16 protein-coding genes are annotated in these 15,519 nt (G+C 45.3%); 13 read left to right on the top strand and 3 right to left on the bottom strand.

Annotation, left to right across the window (positions count from 1 at the left end; translation table 11 throughout):
* The 8 genes from CALK_RS13035 to CALK_RS07380 all read left to right on the top strand — a co-directional run.
* A partial coding sequence (locus CALK_RS13035) for a hypothetical protein (RefSeq protein WP_034637255.1) occupies positions 1-741 on the top strand: 741 nt, incomplete at its 5' end.
* 71 nt (positions 742-812) lie between these two features.
* Positions 813-1,358, top strand: coding sequence for a hypothetical protein (locus CALK_RS07410; protein ID WP_022637058.1), 546 nt, complete (start codon positions 813-815; stop codon positions 1,356-1,358).
* Positions 1,342-2,412, top strand: a complete 1,071-nt coding sequence (locus CALK_RS07405; RefSeq protein ID WP_022637057.1) for an aminopeptidase P family protein — start codon at positions 1,342-1,344, stop codon at positions 2,410-2,412. The genes CALK_RS07410 and CALK_RS07405 overlap by 17 nt, the downstream gene beginning before the upstream one ends.
* 11 nt (positions 2,413-2,423) lie before the next feature.
* The gene (locus CALK_RS07400) at positions 2,424-3,542 is read left to right on the top strand and encodes a type IV pilus twitching motility protein PilT (RefSeq protein WP_022637056.1); all 1,119 of its coding nucleotides are present in this window, start codon (positions 2,424-2,426) and stop codon (positions 3,540-3,542) included.
* Positions 3,543-3,552: 10 nt separating this feature from the next.
* Complete coding sequence (locus CALK_RS07395) at positions 3,553-4,479, top strand: lysophospholipid acyltransferase family protein (RefSeq protein ID WP_162146716.1); 927 nt, start codon at positions 3,553-3,555, stop codon at positions 4,477-4,479.
* The gene (gene aroB, locus CALK_RS07390) at positions 4,469-5,563 is read left to right on the top strand and encodes a 3-dehydroquinate synthase (RefSeq protein ID WP_022637054.1); all 1,095 of its coding nucleotides are present in this window, start codon (positions 4,469-4,471) and stop codon (positions 5,561-5,563) included. The genes CALK_RS07395 and aroB overlap by 11 nt, the downstream gene beginning before the upstream one ends.
* On the top strand, positions 5,547-6,215 hold the full coding sequence (ung, locus tag CALK_RS07385; protein ID WP_022637053.1) for a uracil-DNA glycosylase: 669 nt from the start codon (positions 5,547-5,549) through the stop codon (positions 6,213-6,215). The genes aroB and ung overlap by 17 nt, the downstream gene beginning before the upstream one ends.
* The gene (locus CALK_RS07380) at positions 6,212-7,066 is read left to right on the top strand and encodes a DUF5683 domain-containing protein (RefSeq protein ID WP_022637052.1); all 855 of its coding nucleotides are present in this window, start codon (positions 6,212-6,214) and stop codon (positions 7,064-7,066) included. The genes ung and CALK_RS07380 overlap by 4 nt, the downstream gene beginning before the upstream one ends.
* Here the strand turns inward: CALK_RS07380 and recD2 are convergent.
* Both recD2 and rho read right to left on the bottom strand, forming a co-directional pair.
* Positions 7,063-9,255, bottom strand: a complete 2,193-nt coding sequence (gene recD2, locus CALK_RS07375) for an SF1B family DNA helicase RecD2 (protein WP_022637051.1) — start codon at positions 9,253-9,255, stop codon at positions 7,063-7,065. The two genes, CALK_RS07380 and recD2, sit on opposite strands and share 4 nt — an antisense overlap.
* A gap of 14 nt (positions 9,256-9,269) precedes the next feature.
* On the bottom strand, positions 9,270-10,514 hold the full coding sequence (gene rho, locus CALK_RS07370) for a transcription termination factor Rho (RefSeq protein ID WP_034637306.1): 1,245 nt from the start codon (positions 10,512-10,514) through the stop codon (positions 9,270-9,272).
* A 298-nt stretch (positions 10,515-10,812) separates the two neighbouring features.
* Between rho and CALK_RS07365 the strand changes: the two genes are divergently transcribed.
* Positions 10,813-11,211, top strand: coding sequence for a DUF6941 family protein (locus CALK_RS07365; RefSeq protein ID WP_034637250.1), 399 nt, complete (start codon positions 10,813-10,815; stop codon positions 11,209-11,211).
* Positions 11,211-11,423, top strand: a complete 213-nt coding sequence (locus CALK_RS07360) for a hypothetical protein (protein WP_022637048.1) — start codon at positions 11,211-11,213, stop codon at positions 11,421-11,423. The genes CALK_RS07365 and CALK_RS07360 overlap by 1 nt, the downstream gene beginning before the upstream one ends.
* A 2-nt stretch (positions 11,424-11,425) precedes the next feature.
* Here the strand turns inward: CALK_RS07360 and CALK_RS07355 are convergent, their stop codons facing one another.
* On the bottom strand, positions 11,426-12,412 hold the full coding sequence (locus CALK_RS07355; RefSeq protein WP_022637047.1) for a DUF2225 domain-containing protein: 987 nt from the start codon (positions 12,410-12,412) through the stop codon (positions 11,426-11,428).
* 144 nt (positions 12,413-12,556) lie between these two features.
* Here CALK_RS07355 and cmk point away from each other — a divergent pair, with 144 nt between their 5' ends.
* The 3 genes from cmk to aroQ all read left to right on the top strand — a co-directional run bounded on the left by cmk (position 12,557) and on the right by aroQ (position 15,517).
* On the top strand, positions 12,557-13,216 hold the full coding sequence (cmk, locus tag CALK_RS07350; RefSeq protein WP_162146715.1) for a (d)CMP kinase: 660 nt from the start codon (positions 12,557-12,559) through the stop codon (positions 13,214-13,216).
* 45 nt (positions 13,217-13,261) lie between these two features.
* Entirely contained in the window at positions 13,262-15,007 is a 1,746-nt protein-coding gene (gene rpsA / locus CALK_RS07345) for a 30S ribosomal protein S1 (protein WP_022637045.1), read from the top strand.
* 78 nt (positions 15,008-15,085) lie between these two features.
* Positions 15,086-15,517: a type II 3-dehydroquinate dehydratase gene (gene aroQ, locus CALK_RS07340; RefSeq protein ID WP_022637044.1), complete on the top strand. Its 432-nt coding sequence runs from the start codon at positions 15,086-15,088 to the stop codon at positions 15,515-15,517.
* The last annotated feature ends 2 nt before the right edge of the window (positions 15,518-15,519 follow it).

Genomic DNA, 15,519 nt, shown 5'->3' with positions numbered 1-15,519 from the left:
AGTTCGGAAGAAGCTGAGAGTTCGGAAGAAACTGAGAGTTCGGAAGAAGCTGAGAGTTCGGAAGAAGCTGAGAGTTCGGAAGAAACTGAGAGTTCGGAAGAAACTGAGAGTTCGGAAGAAGCTGAGAGTTCGGAAGAAACTGAGCTACATGAGATCAACTCCATAGTTGAAGGCGCTTTGAATACGTCTGAAGAAGAGACTTTCCTTGAGGAAACAACGCCAGAACCTTCTTCCCATATCGCGACAGAAGAAGTCGATAACACCTCACACAGTACGACCTCCGTACCCACCGCAGAAGATAGGGCAGAAACGGACATTCAGGAGGGTGATGAGTTCACCCGAAATGAACCGCAAGAAGATGTGTCTTCACAGAAAAACACACCAGAGATCTCCCAAGAAGACTCCCCGACTAACGCTGTACAGGATGATTCGGAAGAAGCGGAGGTTTCGGAAGAAGCGGAGGTTTCGGAAGAAGCGGAGGTTTCGGAAGAAACTGAGCTAAATGAGATCGACTCCATAGTAGAAGGCGCTTTGAATACGTCTGAGGAAGATACTTTCCTTGAGGAAACAACGCCAGAACATTCTTCCCATATCGCGACAGAAGAAGTCGATAATACCTCACACAGTACGACCTCCGTACCCACCTCAGAAGATAGGGCAGAAACAGACATTCAGGAGGGTGATGATTTCACCCGAAATGAACCGCAAGAAGATGTGTCTTCACAGAAAAAAACACACTAGAGATCTCTCAAGAAGACTCCCCTACTAACGCTGTACAGGATGAAATCGATTCCTTAGAAGATATTGACGCCTTGGTAGAAAATGTCATTGCCTTGTCAGAGGAGGGAGCAGAACTTGAGGAATCCGGAGAAATCCCTTCGATTACTCAAGACCACTTGAATCAAGATGAGAAAACCAGCGATCTCACCGAAGAAGATATTCGCCTGCAGCCTGAACGGGGGCTTGATCTGCAAGCCTTAAACGAAGAAATCCTCAGTAATGCAAAACCAAAATCATCCGCAGAGAAAAACAGTGCCTCATATGAAGAGCTTCAAGATCTTGAAGGGATTATTTCACAATTAAAACAAGCGTACCGAAAACGGAAAAACACCCCGGCATATCAAGACTCCAGCTTTAGCCAGCGTCTTGCCGCTGATGAGGGAAGCAAAAATATTCCCGACCATGTATTAACCCCTACCTTTGCAGATATTTACCTGCAACAAGGTCAACCGCATCTGGCCATGGAAATTTACAAACGCTTGGCTGAACGACAAACTGACAATGAAGAGTATATACAAAAAATACAGGAAATAGAACATCTTCTCCAGGAAAAAAATACTAATGACGAACAGGATTAGGGACGTACGCTCATATCTGAACCAAAAAGATCTGACGGGCATTCTCCTTACAGAATCCATATCGATTCGCTATATTGCTGATTTTATCTCGTCAAATGCAGCCCTGCTTATTTTTCATGAAACAGTATACCTTCTTACGGATTTTCGCTACGCCGAAAAAGCCCAAGAACTCTGTACTCATACCGGCTGGACCTTTCTCCCCGTAACAAATTCACTCTTTGCACCCCTTTCAAAAGTACTATCGCCATCTATGCGTATTGGGATAGAATCTGAATCCCTTACCCTCGACTCATTTGCAGAGATGCAAAAACATCTTTCCGGAGTTGAGTTTTTCCACTGCAAAAGGGATATTCACCTTATTTCTGCTCAAAAGCAAAGGGACGAACTTACCTATATCAGTACCGCTGCAGCAATGGCGGATCGAGCCCTCAATAAACTACTGCCACACCTCACCCCAGGAATAGATGAATATAGCGCGGCCCGTCTTCTGGAAAAACTCTGTCTGGAAGAAGGAAGCGAAGGTCCATCCTTTCCCACAATCATGCTTTTTGGCAAACACAGTTCTCTTCCACACGGCACCCCCTCTTCCAAAAAAGTACTTCAAGAAGGAGATACCATACTGATTGACTTTGGATGTACATATCACGGATATTGCTCTGATATGACCCGTACCTTTTTCTCAACCAAGATCAGTCCACACATGGAAGAGATCTACCGCACAGTATCCCATGCCCAGGAGATGGGGAAAAAGGCGGTGCGCGCCGGGGTTTCTGCCGCAACAATTGATGCTACATGCCGATCCATCATTGAAGATGCAGGATATGGGCCACATTTTCAACACGGAACGGGCCATGGAGTAGGGCTGCGGATACATGAGTATCCGGCCTTGAACAAAAAAAGTGATGCCGTCTTGAAACCAGGCATGGTTATTACGGTTGAACCAGGCATTTACCTGCCTCATACGGGAGGAGTGCGCATTGAAGATCTTCTTATTGTTACTGAGGAAGGATATGATCTCCTCTCACACAGCAGCCGAAGTCTCACCTGTATTTAAAGGATATTTCTATGGACTATAAAAGCCTCTTGCATACCATGGTTCGCAACAAAGCCTCAGACCTTCACCTGCGTGTTGGATGTGTACCGTACTATCGGATTCACGGCAATCTTGTCGGTGCAAAAACCAAGACTCTCACCGTGGAAGATATGAATATTATAATCCAAGGGCTCCTGAATCAGTGGCAGGAAAAGGCACTGAAACAGAAGCAGGAAATAGATGCGGGGGTTGGGGTACCCGGTCTCGGCAGATTCCGATTAAATGCCTTTAATCAGCGGGGAACCCCCTCTCTTGCCATTCGTCATATTAAATCTGAAATCCCTCCCTTCCACTCACTCAATGTTCCCGATATTGTTTTGGAGCTGGCCATGCAGAAGCGCGGTCTCATTCTTGTGACAGGAACCACCGGCTCGGGAAAATCAACCCTTCTTGCATCAATGATTGATCACATCAATAGCCATCGTGCATCAAATATAATCACCATTGAAGACCCCATTGAGTTTCTTCATAGAAACAAAAAATCAGCCGTTGCACAACGGGAAATTGGCCAGGATACCTCTTCCTACACCACGGCTCTACGTGCTGCCATGCGGCAAGATCCCGATGTTATTTTTATGGGGGAAATACGAGATGAAGAAACCATGCTTGGAGCTCTCACGGCTGCAGATACGGGGCATTTAGTATTAAGTACTATGCACACCCTTAATGCAGTAGAAACAATTTCCCGGGCTGTCTCATTTTTTCCCGCACATCAACATCAACAAGTCCGACTTCTTATGAGTAGTGTACTGCAATCGGTGATTTCAATGCGACTTCTCCCGCGTGATGACAAAGCAGGTATGGTTCCTGCTACGGAAATAATGGTAAATCATGCTGCCACAGAGGAGTATCTGCGCGACGCAGAAAAAACCCACCTAATTCCCGATATTATTAAATCAGGAAACCAGCAATACGGCAGCCAGTCCTTTGATCAATCCCTTGAGCAGCTGTACAAACTCGATATGGTCTCCTTTGAGACAGCAAAACAGTATGCCTCAAATCCAGATGATTTTGAACTCCGTGTTGTCGGGGGAATCTCATCTACGGGAGAAGAAAACGACTCCTCAGACGACTTAATTGACCGCTTTTAAGGATACCCTTGTGAGAAAATTTACACGACCACTTCGTCATTATATCGGGTTTTGCCTTGTCCACTGTATTGTAGGAGCAGCAAAACGACTCCCCGTGAGAGTACTCCACGCCATGGCTATTCCTCTTGGGTACGTGGGTTACGTGATCTTATCGAAAGAACGAAACAGGGCGATTCACAACCTAAGCCGCTTCTATCCAAGGGCAACGCCCCGACAGATTCGTCGTATGACACGAAGAGTATTTCGTAACCTACTCATCGCTTTTCTTGATGCAGTTCGTTTGCCGGAATTGACCGATAGAGAGTTTCACCAATGGATAGAATTTGATGAAACGGTGTTACAAAATGCTTACAGAAAAGGACGCGGTGTTATTGTACTCTCCGGTCATCTCTCCGCCTTTGAGTTACAATCGCAAATTGCTCAAAGCTTTTCCTATCAAAACATTACCGTAGGATCAACCCTGTTTGATCCTCGGGTAGAAACAATTATCCAAGAGATTCGAAGTCGACGGGGGGTTCACTACATCCCACGGAAAAACTCCTTGGGAAAAATCATTAAAGCACTCAAAAACGGGGCCGTATTCGGGGTCCTCATCGATCAAGATACAACCAAAGAGGGAGTCTTTGTTCCATTTCTGGGACAACCTGCCTTTACACCCACAACCAGTATCAAACTCGCCGTAAAATATGATATTCCCATTATCTACGTAGCAACCTACCGAGACACCACAGGAAAATACCACATTGTCAGTCATCCCTGCGAAATACCGGCCACAGGAGATAGTGTACAGGATATCTACAACATTGCGAAAGACTTTAATCAGTTTTACAGCTCCTACATAGAACAATATCCAGAGCAGTGGGTTTGGATACATGATCGCTGGAAACGTACGCCCCCATCCCCCCCTGAAACAAAAGGAAAACACCATGAAAATTGATCTTCCCCTTCCTCATAAAAAGGGCTATCCCGTATATATCGATCAAGACGAACAATTTCTTGCGGCTCTAGCCAAGCATACGGGAGAAAATAACACCGTTTTTATTACCAACACCACTCTCGAACAACTCTACCGGAAAAAAATTGCTCAGTGGAAAGAAAAGCTTGGAAAACGCTTTTATCTCTATGCCGTACCAGACGGCGAAGCCTATAAAACCCAAGAAGCCATTCAGGACATTCTCACCTACCTTTTAGAACATCGGCTCGATAGAAAGACTGTTATTGTAGCCTTTGGAGGTGGGGTTGTCGGTGATATGGCTGGTTTTGCAGCATCCATTTTTCTTCGCGGGGTTCCCTATGTTCAGCTTCCCACCACCCTTCTATCCATGGTTGACTCCAGCGTAGGCGGAAAAACAGGAGTGAATCATCCCATGGGAAAAAATCTCATTGGGAGTTTCTATCAACCTCAATTTGTTTGGATTTCTACGACCTACCTCAAAACCCTCCCCCCAAAAGAGTACCAAGCAGGGTGTGGTGAAATACTAAAATATGGGTTCATTGGTGGAAGTGACTCCTTTGCATTCATGGAGAACTCTTTTTTAGCACTTCTTGGGGGAGATCCTCATATTCTTCGGGAAGCGATTCGCCGATCCGTGGAAATAAAAGCCCGAATTGTAAGCGAAGATGAGCGAGAGCACGGCACGCGAGCCCTCTTAAACCTTGGCCATACCTTTGGTCATGCCTTTGAGCATGAGCTTGGCTTTGGAAATATCCTCCACGGAGAGGCGGTATTCTGGGGAATTCTTTGCGCCATTGAGCTTGCAATACAACAAGGGCTGGTATCTGAAGAAGACTCTCAAAGATTGAGAAAATGTGCAGCAGAGATACCACGTCCATCTCTGCCATATACCCCTAAAGCAACAGACTTATATGAAGCAATGAAATCTGATAAAAAGGTTTCAAAGGGAGAGATTCGCTTTGTTCTTCCCCGTACGCTGGGTACGTCTGAAATCATTTCCTCCATACCGCGTGAAGCAGTTCTCAAGACGATTACGAAGGTGCTCCAGAATGACTCCCCTTACTGATCTTATTCCACCTGCATGGAGCTCCTATTTTGCTCCCTTTGAAGAGGAGCTCCAAAATATTGATGCCGTTCTATCCCGCTCCGAAGAGACCATATTTCCAGAGCGTGAAAAGATATTTACAGCCTTTGAAGAAACACCACCTCACTTTCTTCGTGCCATTCTTATCGGGCAAGACCCATACCACGGACCGGGGCAAGCTCACGGCCTCGCCTTTTCCGTTCCTTTCGGAGAAAAATATCCTCCTTCACTGCGAAATATCTTCAAGGAGTATGCTGCAGACCTCTCCCTGCCAATGCCCACATCCACCGATCTTACCCCATGGGCCCATGAGGGGGTCTTACTTCTTAATACATGCTTGACCGTTTCTGCAGAAAAAGCCCATTCCCATCGTGGTATCGGGTGGGAAGAGCTTTTACAAAAAGTAGTATATTCCATAGCCGAAGCCCATGAAAACCTTGTATTTCTTCTCTGGGGCAACCATGCTCAAAGGTTTAGTCGCTCCCTTCCGCTTCAAAAGCATTCCGTGCTTACGGCACCACACCCGTCTCCCCTTTCTGCCTATCGTGGTTTTTTTGGCAGCCGCCCCTTTTCGCAGACAAATCGTATACTGCAACAGTATAACCATTCCCCGATACAGTGGAAACTCCCATGATAAAAGCAGTACTCCTGACCCTCACCCTGTCCATGTGTCTATCTGCAGAAGCATCCCTATCGCCACTCCGTATTGCCATTCCCGGGGCAGTACGATTTTCTCGTCAAGACCCCCTTCGCGGAGCCCTTCAGGCAAGTCTTTTTACCGGATTTTCCACAGCTACCATAGCACGACGCCAAATCTATCATGCCCAATATGATAGTGTGGATCTACGAAAAGAAGCCTATTACGAGCTTACGGATATACATGAGACCTCTTCGTACCGCAGGATCACGTATTTCAATGATCTTCTTGCAGAAGAGTATTCTCTGGAACGAGAACGAAGAAGATACTATAATTATGCCCTGTGGGCTGGAGGGGTATTCGCATGGAGCCTCTTTGACGGCATCGCAGTAGAACAGAATCTCTTTGATGATCGGTCCACACCGAGAGAGCCTCGCAGGGCGCTTCGCCTCTCCCTCATCCCCTTCCTCGGACTTGGACAACTCTATAATGGCGAGTCGTATAAAGCGGGATTTGTCTGGACAACCCAGATCGGCTGTGCCTTCTCAGCAATACAGCTTGGCGCCGCATCTCGCGACGCTGAAGATGCAATGAAACGGGTTCATGCCCATGGGGAATACGACAACCTCACGGAACGTGAAAAAGAAGAGTTTACGTCATTTTGGGAAGACCGCTATGACCGTGCACAACGGGAGCGAACCATGTTTCTCTGGTATGGGGTTGTGGCCTATCTCTATGGTGTTTTCGACGCCTATATTGATGCCCATCTTTCCAATTTCAATACTCCATTCTCCCTGGTTCCATCATGGAATTCTTCTCCAGAGATCGCTCTTATTATCCCCTTTTAAGAGGACATACCAATACGCCGGGAAAGGCAGCTATTACGAGAGATGTCACTGCTGTTTGCCACGGCACGGGCAAAGGCATCATACTGTCCGACAAACACACAGACCTCCCGTGCCCGTGTTAAGGCTGTATAGACTAAGTTACGTCGTAACATAATGTGATGTTGCGACGTAAGGGGAATCACCACCAAAGGAAACTCAGATCCCTGACTTTTATGTATGGTAATCGCATAGGCATGGGTTACATCCTGTAGCATTTCCCGATCATACTTTACAAGCTGGGCGGGGAAGGAGATATAGACATCCCCATCACGAATTTTCCGAATATAACCGATATCACCATTAAACACCTGTTTCTCGTAATTATTATTTCGCTGCATCACCTTGTCTCCCGGAGAAAAGCGACGAGTACCGACATCAATACCCTCATTATTCATACGATGATTCAGCTTCTCCTGCAAAGTGGTATTAAAGGCTTCCGTTCCGCACATTCCCTTGTGCATGGGGGTAATTACCTGTATCTGCGTAAGGGCAGTGCGGTCATAGGCATCGGGAAGGCGCCGTGTTACCAATTCAATAATTGTATCATGAATCTCTTCAGGTGAATTCCGCGGAATAAAAAAGCAGTTTTCCCCTTTGGTATTATGGAAAACAGGTACCACCCCCCGTACAATCTCATGGGCAGCTGTTACAATTCTGCTCTTTTCAGCTTGACGGAAAATACGTTGAAGAGAAACATGGGGAAGAGAAGACGCAATAAGATCCCATAAAACCTTCCCCGGCCCTACTGAAGGTAGCTGATTCGAATCACCCACAACAATAATGCGTGCCGTAATCGGGGTTGCTGAAAAAAGCGCATGGGCAAGGAAGATATCAACCATGGAAAACTCATCAACCACAAGTACATCCAGACGGAGCTGATGCGATGCATCATAGGAAAAATGCCCTCCCGAACCATCATAGGAAAATCCGAGGAGCCGATGAATTGTTTTTGCCTCAAAACCGCTCACTTCACTCATTTTCTGTGCAGCTCTGCCCGTAGGTGCAGTTAAGACTATTTTTTTTCCCTGTCCATGATAATAGGACACCAGCATCTGCACCGTCGTTGTTTTCCCCGTCCCCGGTCCTCCAGTAAGAACCATAAATGAGTGCGAAAGGGATGCACACAGCGCATCAAACTGCACGGCATCAAACTCCATACCTCGATGATCAAAACTCTCTTGTGCCCATGTGCGAAGCTCTTTTACTTGGTGTTGTGGAAGCGCCTCCGCGTTTTTTTGTATATACCCGCGAAGTAGTTGGCCAAGCTCCTGCTCTGTGTCATAGACAGAGCGAAGATAAATACACTCCGCATCTTCCTTCAGAACATGTTCCTGCAAAAGCGTATCAAGGGAAAACAGAACTTTTTCTTCCGGTACTTCCTGACGTAGCTCCCGAAGCACAGCCTGTAAAAGCTCAGAACGGCATAAAAAGAGATCTCCCCCTTGGCATGCTCGTTGCAGTACAAAACGGATGGCAGCGCTGATTCGACGATAGGAATCGACCTCATACCCCAGGGATCGCGCCATGGCGTCCGCACTGCGAAACCCCACTCCGGGAATATCCGTAATGAGGCGATAGGGATTTTCAGAAATGAGCGCCTTAGCATCTGCCCCATACTTTTTTAAAATTTTTTGTATTATGGAGAGAGAAATACCCTGGGGCTGCAAAAAAAGGAAGAGGTCGCGAAGCTGTTTTTTTCGCTCCCAAGAGGCAATAATACGGGCAGATCGTTTTTTGCCAATACCAGGAACCTCTCTCAATCGATGCGGTGCAGTATTAAGTACGTGAAGGGTTTCTTCCTTGAAATGATCCGTAATGGCCGCCGCACGAGCTTTGCCAAGCCCCTCTACTAAGCCAGAACCAAGCATAAACCTAATTTCAGAGAGCTGGGGCTCCTTTTTATACTCAAAAGCCCGAGCTTTAAACTGCAACCCCCACTTAGAATCATCTACATATGATCCGTAAAAAACAGCTGCTTCGCCAACACGAAGCAGGGAAAGATTTCCTACGAGAGTGTGGACCGTCTGAGTAGCACTTTCTCGAACACGCAACACCGCGAAGCCGGTCTCTTCATTACCATAGACGATTGCCGAAACAACCCCTTCAAGCCTATGGGCAGCGTCTCTGCGTCCCGGTGTTTCTGCGTGCATGTATCCTTACTTACTCATGGAAAGAAAAATTCCTTATTATCCTTCGTATTTCTAATTTTTTCTTTAATAAACTCCATCATCTCTTGGGAATCACGGGTCTGCTTCGACAGATATTTCCGTAACAGCCACATACGGTTCAACTCGTCCTCTTTTAGGAGAAGATCTTCCCGTCGAGTGCCTGATTTCATAAGGTCCGCAGCAGGATAGATTCGCTTATCAGCCAAGGATCGATCAAGAACAAGTTCCATATTCCCCGTACCTTTAAACTCTTCGAAAATAACCTCATCCATCTTACTTCCCGTCTCAATCAGAGCGGTTGCTAAAATGGTAAGAGATCCCCCACCTTCAATATTTCGGGCAGCTCCAAAAAATCGCTTCGGTTTATATAGGGCCTGAGAATCAACCCCGCCAGAAAGAATTCTTCCTGAGTGAGGTGCCACCGTATTATAGGCCCGGGCAAGACGGGTGATACTATCAAGAAGAATAACTACATCGCGACCATGCTCAACAAGACGTTTTGCCCGTTCAATAACCATCTCAGATACAACAACATGGCGTTTTGCCGGCTCATCGAAGGTTGAACTAACCACTTCCGCGTTCACATTATCCTTCATATCAGTCACTTCTTCAGGGCGCTCATCTATTAAGAGAATAATGAGATGCACCTCGGGATGGTTGGCCTTAATTGAGTTCGCGATATCTTTCATCAATACTGTTTTACCAGTACGCGGCGGTGCCACAATAAGACCACGCTGCCCCTTACCTATCGGGGTAAAAAGATCTATTAACCGCCCAGAAATATCCTTCGATTTTCGCTCTAACACAAAGCGTTCTTCCGGGAAACGCGGTATAAGATCTTCAAAGCGTATAATATGACGATGACGCGATAAATCCTCATGATTGATTTTGGTAACCTTATCCAAGGCAAAATACTTTTCTTTACTGCGTGGCGGCCGTAAATACCCCGTCACTGCATCGCCACTATTCAATTTATAACGACGAATCTGCGAGGGAGCCACGTAGATATCATCTTCACCGGGAAGATAGCTATTTTCCGGTGAACGAATAAATCCGAATTTTTCCGGCATTACCTCGATAACGCCGGTCATCTCAATTCGTCCCCCACGCTCTGAGTGAGAGGTCATAATCATAAAGATTAATTTATTTTTTTCGATGTATTGCGGACTGATTCCATAGGTTTTTTCCGCAATTTTTTTTACTTCGTCAATGTGTTTATTTTTAAATTCGGTTACATTGATAGTTGTATCAAGCTTCTCTTTCACTGCCTCCGTGGCAGTATCCTTTCCATTTGGCTTTCCACTCATAGATTAAACTTCCAGATTATAAATATAAAGGTTGATTTTGTCACAGTTACACCACAAAGGGGCAGAAATTCCCCAATGCACGCACGATGTTCAAAAAATACGATTGGTACAATTATTAAATATAGTACGTTCGAGATTACTCGTTGAATACCGTAAAAATGGTGAAAAAAAATTATTTTGTCAAGCTATTTATTATATTAGACCTAAATAGCAATAGCAGAAAGGCCCCCCCGTGATAAAACCCATGATACTTTCCATGATACTTGCGGATAATTACTATCGGGATACCCACTCGGGCAAAGGCGTAATTGCGGGCACCTTCAATTCAATACGTGCGTCCAAATTTCCAACACGACTGAATTTCGCTGTATTCATTGCCCTTACTGATGTTGCAACATCCGGCACTGTCACCTTGGAAATTCGGAATGAACAAACCCCTCGAAAAATAGAACTTCCTCCATGGAATATACAAGCTCCTCAGGATCGACAAGCTATCATTGAAATTGGTGGAAACCTTCGTGCCATTCCCTTTGAAAGCCCCGGAACGTATGAGGTTGCGGTGCTCTGGAACGCCATGGAGATTTCTTCTCGACGACTAACTCTTACCCCTCTATCTCAGGAGAAAAAATAATGGACATCCCCGCACTTCTTATTCGAATCACCGGTGTGGTTATTTTTTGCAGTACCGTCTATTTTTTCACTCGCCACTTACGTAAGGAAAGCAAAGAAGCTCGTAACGCGGAAGTACAGTCCACTCTTGAATATATTCTCAACTCCGTGATACTGTACGTATGGTACGCTTTTATTACAGCCTTCTCTCTCGGGATGATATTTAACAATTAGGCTTATACATCTTTCCAGAATTCAGGATCGTCCCGATACTCCCAGAGATTCATGGTACGCGATTTCCATCCGTCCACAGAGCCAATCATCTTTTTATATTTTGCTTTATACTTTGAATCATACATTTGGTCATTGAGTTCTTTAATTATCTCGTCAAAAAATCGGAGGTACTCTCCGGCACGTTTCGCATTCCCCTGTTTTATAAGGGTGGCAATAAGTAGATACAGGGTTTTTACTTCAATCTCCGTCTGGGGACAATCGGAGTTATCAAAGGCATCCATAAATTCCTCTGAAGCTGCTTCGATGGACTCTCGATTCTCACGCCCAGCCAGACGCTGCAATTCTGCAATTTGCAAATGATAATTCCCAATTTTATAATGACTATAGGGGAAACCGGAATCCATCTCCTGTTCTGCTCGCAGCATGGAAAGTTTTATGGAAATAATTGCAGTATCCACAGAGCGGGGCCGAAGAAATGGATCTCCCGTAACATCGGGAAATGCAGCCGCAACGAAGGCAATACGTTCATCCATACTACTGCGTAGGTGTGAGACAAAGTCAGGATTAACCGTGAGTTGACTTTTTGTCAGCTTATTGCTGAAATCGTTCACCTTAGTAAAATCCTTAATATCGGGTGAGGCAAAGAAGCATTTATTACACACGATCGTTTTCAAAAGATTAAAATTCACTTTTCGATATTTCCCAACACCTGTATACCGAGGGATCAGAAACAAATTTCCTTCCACCTTCTGCGATTTTGCTTTTAAATTATACCCCGTAACATTCTTGTTATTACACACGGGGCAGTGCAGAGTGAGCTCATACACCGGGTCTTCCCCCACTTCTTCTTCAGAAGAGGCATTGCCTGAATCTTTCATCTCACGAATTATCCCAATATCTATCACCGATCCATACTGTTGTGTGTACTGTCGAACCAACTCATCATCTCCAAGGAGCAAACGTAAACGGCGTGTAATATCTTCTGACATATGAATAATCCTTCTTACATTCTCATGAGATATACTATTCTCAGTATGACATATAAATTAAAATGTGTAAAGGATTATATAATAATTACCTTTTTTAAGATCCATTTTTTATTTTATGTGAATTCTTGGATTGGAGTATTTTGTTTGATAGTTACCATTGATGGTCCCGCAGGATCGGGAAAGAGCAGTACTGCTCGGGAAGTTGCACGGCGTACAGGGTTTAACCACCTTGATACAGGTGCCATGTATCGTGGCATAACTGTTGCTGCCATAGAGGCTGGCATATCTCCTGAAGAGCACAGTAAATTGACAAAACTCCTTTCGTCAATCACGCTCTCCTTTGCCAATGAAGACGGCAAGACAGTGCTCTATCTCAACGATCGTAATGTCTCTACGGAGATACGCTCACGAGAAACATCCAAGAATGTCTCTGCATATAGTGCTATTGCTGAGGTGCGTGCCGCCATGACTCAACTGCAGCAAGAGTTAGCACACGCAGCAGATACGGTGTGTGAGGGACGTGACATGGGCACCGTGGTTTTTCCCCACGCTGAGTTAAAGTTTTTTATGGTAGCATCCTTAGAAGAGCGGGCAAAACGACGCCTGCAAGATTTACACACTGAAACCATATCCTTTGATGAGATGGCGCGCGAAATAGCACAACGCGACACCTTGGACAGCACTCGTGCCGAGGCGCCTCTGCTTGAACCCGCCGACGCATACCGCCTCGATACAACAGACCTGACCTTTGAAGAACAAGTTGCGTACATTATACGTAAAATAGAACATAGTAAAACTGTATAACCTTTTCCCCACGCTGAGGTGTGGGCCAGTGAGGAGCTATAATTAATGGCTATTGACAATGTAAAACAGGGCATTGACGCCCAGGGAAACCCCGTCGATCTGAGCATCTTTTCTGAGAGCAACTACAAACCGGGAGAAGTGGATCAGATTCTTTCGGCGTATGAAGAACAAGCAGATACGGTGAATTCTGTATCAAACATCACAGAAAAAGAGATCGTAAAAGGGAAGATTCTTGATATCACAAACAATGAAGTGTACGTCGATATCGATTTTAAATCTGAAGGGGCGATCCCCGTTACTCAGTTTCGAAATATTGAAGAGTATGCCCCCGGTGATGAAATAGATGTTTTTATCGAGCGTCTGGAAGGTGAAGACGGCAATTTAGTCCTTTCTAAAACCCGTGCTGACTTTCTTAAGGTGTGGGATAAGATTAATGACGCCTACGAAGAGGGTGACATCGTTCAAGGGAAACTACTTCGCCGCATCAAAGGTGGTATTGTGGTTGACCTTTTCGGCATCGACGCCTTTCTTCCCGGTTCTCAAATTGCACTACGTCAGATTCCCGACATGGATGAAATTATCGGAAAAACCTTTGATTTCAAGGTGATAAAGGTAAACAAACTCCGTCGAAATATCGTCGTTTCACGCCGTGTTATTCTTGAAGAAGAACGGGCAGAACTTCGTGATCAGACAATTGCAAAAATTGAAAAAGGCAAAGTAATTACTGGTGAAGTGAAAAACATCACCGACTTTGGTGCCTTCATCGATCTTGGTGGGGTTGACGGGCTACTTCACATTACAGACATGTCGTGGGGCCGCGTAAATGACCCCCATGATATCGTGGAAATGCACCAAAAGCTTGATGTAATGGTCCTTGACTACAACAAAAACAAAGAGCGTATCTCCCTTGGGCTGAAACAACTTTCTGAGCATCCCTGGGATGGCATTGAGGAAAAATATCCCGAAGGAACACGTGTTCGTGGACGAGTTGTATCCATTACTGACTACGGTGCGTTCATGGAAATTGAGAAGGGTATCGAAGGGCTTATACACATCTCTGAAATGTCGTGGACTCAGCATATTAAACACCCCTCAAAGATTGTATCCGTAGGTGACATTGTTGAGGCAGTTGTGTTGAAAATTGACCGCAATGAGCAAAAAATATCCTTGGGACTTAAACAACTTGAGCCAGATCCCTGGGATAACATCCGTGAGGAATTCCCCATTGGAAGTATCGTTACGGGGAAAGTCCGTAACCTTGCAAGCTTTGGTGCCTTTGTGGAGCTAAAAGAAGGTATTGACGGACTTATTCATATTTCTGACATGTCGTGGACAAAGAAAATCACCACCGCTGACGAAATTCTGTCAAAGGGTGATATGATCGATGTGAAAGTGATTGATATTGACGAGTCTAAACGTCGAATCTCTCTTGGTCTTAAACAACTAACGGAAGATCCCTGGGATGAATTATCACAAAAATTTGTTGTAGGCAACAGTGTTGAAGTGGAAGTATGTCGAATGCTTGATCGCGGAATCATTGTAAACCTTGGCAATGAAGTTGAAGGCTTTATTCCCCTCAAAGAGCTTGGTCGTGAAGTAAAACACCCGGTACAGATATATCGCCGGGGTGACACCTTCAACGCACAGGTGATTGAATTTGACCTTGACGGAAAACGAATCATCCTCTCTATTAAAGAGTGTGAAGATTTTCAAGAACATTGTGAAAACTTTCCTGTAAAAGAAGATATCGATCTGGAACAGGCCATAGCAGCAGAAGACGCAGAAATGTAACCGTTTTTCTGTAACACAATGATTCGTAAAACGGAAGAGAAAGCCACGCTTTCTCTTCACGTATTTTAAGGAGTATCTATGAAGCTCGTCGGCATATTAAACGGCCCAAACCTCAATCGTCTGGGAATACGAGAGCCTGGTTTGTATGGTTCGCAAACCTATGAATCTCTCTGCAAAGATTGGAAAAAGACTGCGCATACTCTAGGATTGGAACTTGTCCTGTATCAATCCAACCACGAAGGAGCACTCATTGACACAATACATCGCTGGGCCGATGAAGGAGTAGAGGGTGTTGTCTTCAATCCTGCTGCATATACCCACACCAGTGTCGCTCTTCGTGATGCCTTGGCTTCAACAGACATGGTTTTTATCGAAGTACATATTTCAAACATATATACCCGTGAATCATTCCGACACACCTCCTACACAGCTCCCGTTAGCCGCGGGGTTATAAGCGGGCTTGGTACGGCGGGATACACAGCAGCTCTCACCTATCTCTCAGGACAGTAACC

The sequence above is a fragment of the Chitinivibrio alkaliphilus ACht1 genome, from assembly GCF_000474745.1.
Lineage (GTDB): Bacteria > Fibrobacterota > Chitinivibrionia > Chitinivibrionales > Chitinivibrionaceae > Chitinivibrio > Chitinivibrio alkaliphilus.
The sequence above is the reverse complement of the archived record's forward strand: the minus strand, read 5'-3'. Positions and strand labels throughout refer to the sequence as shown.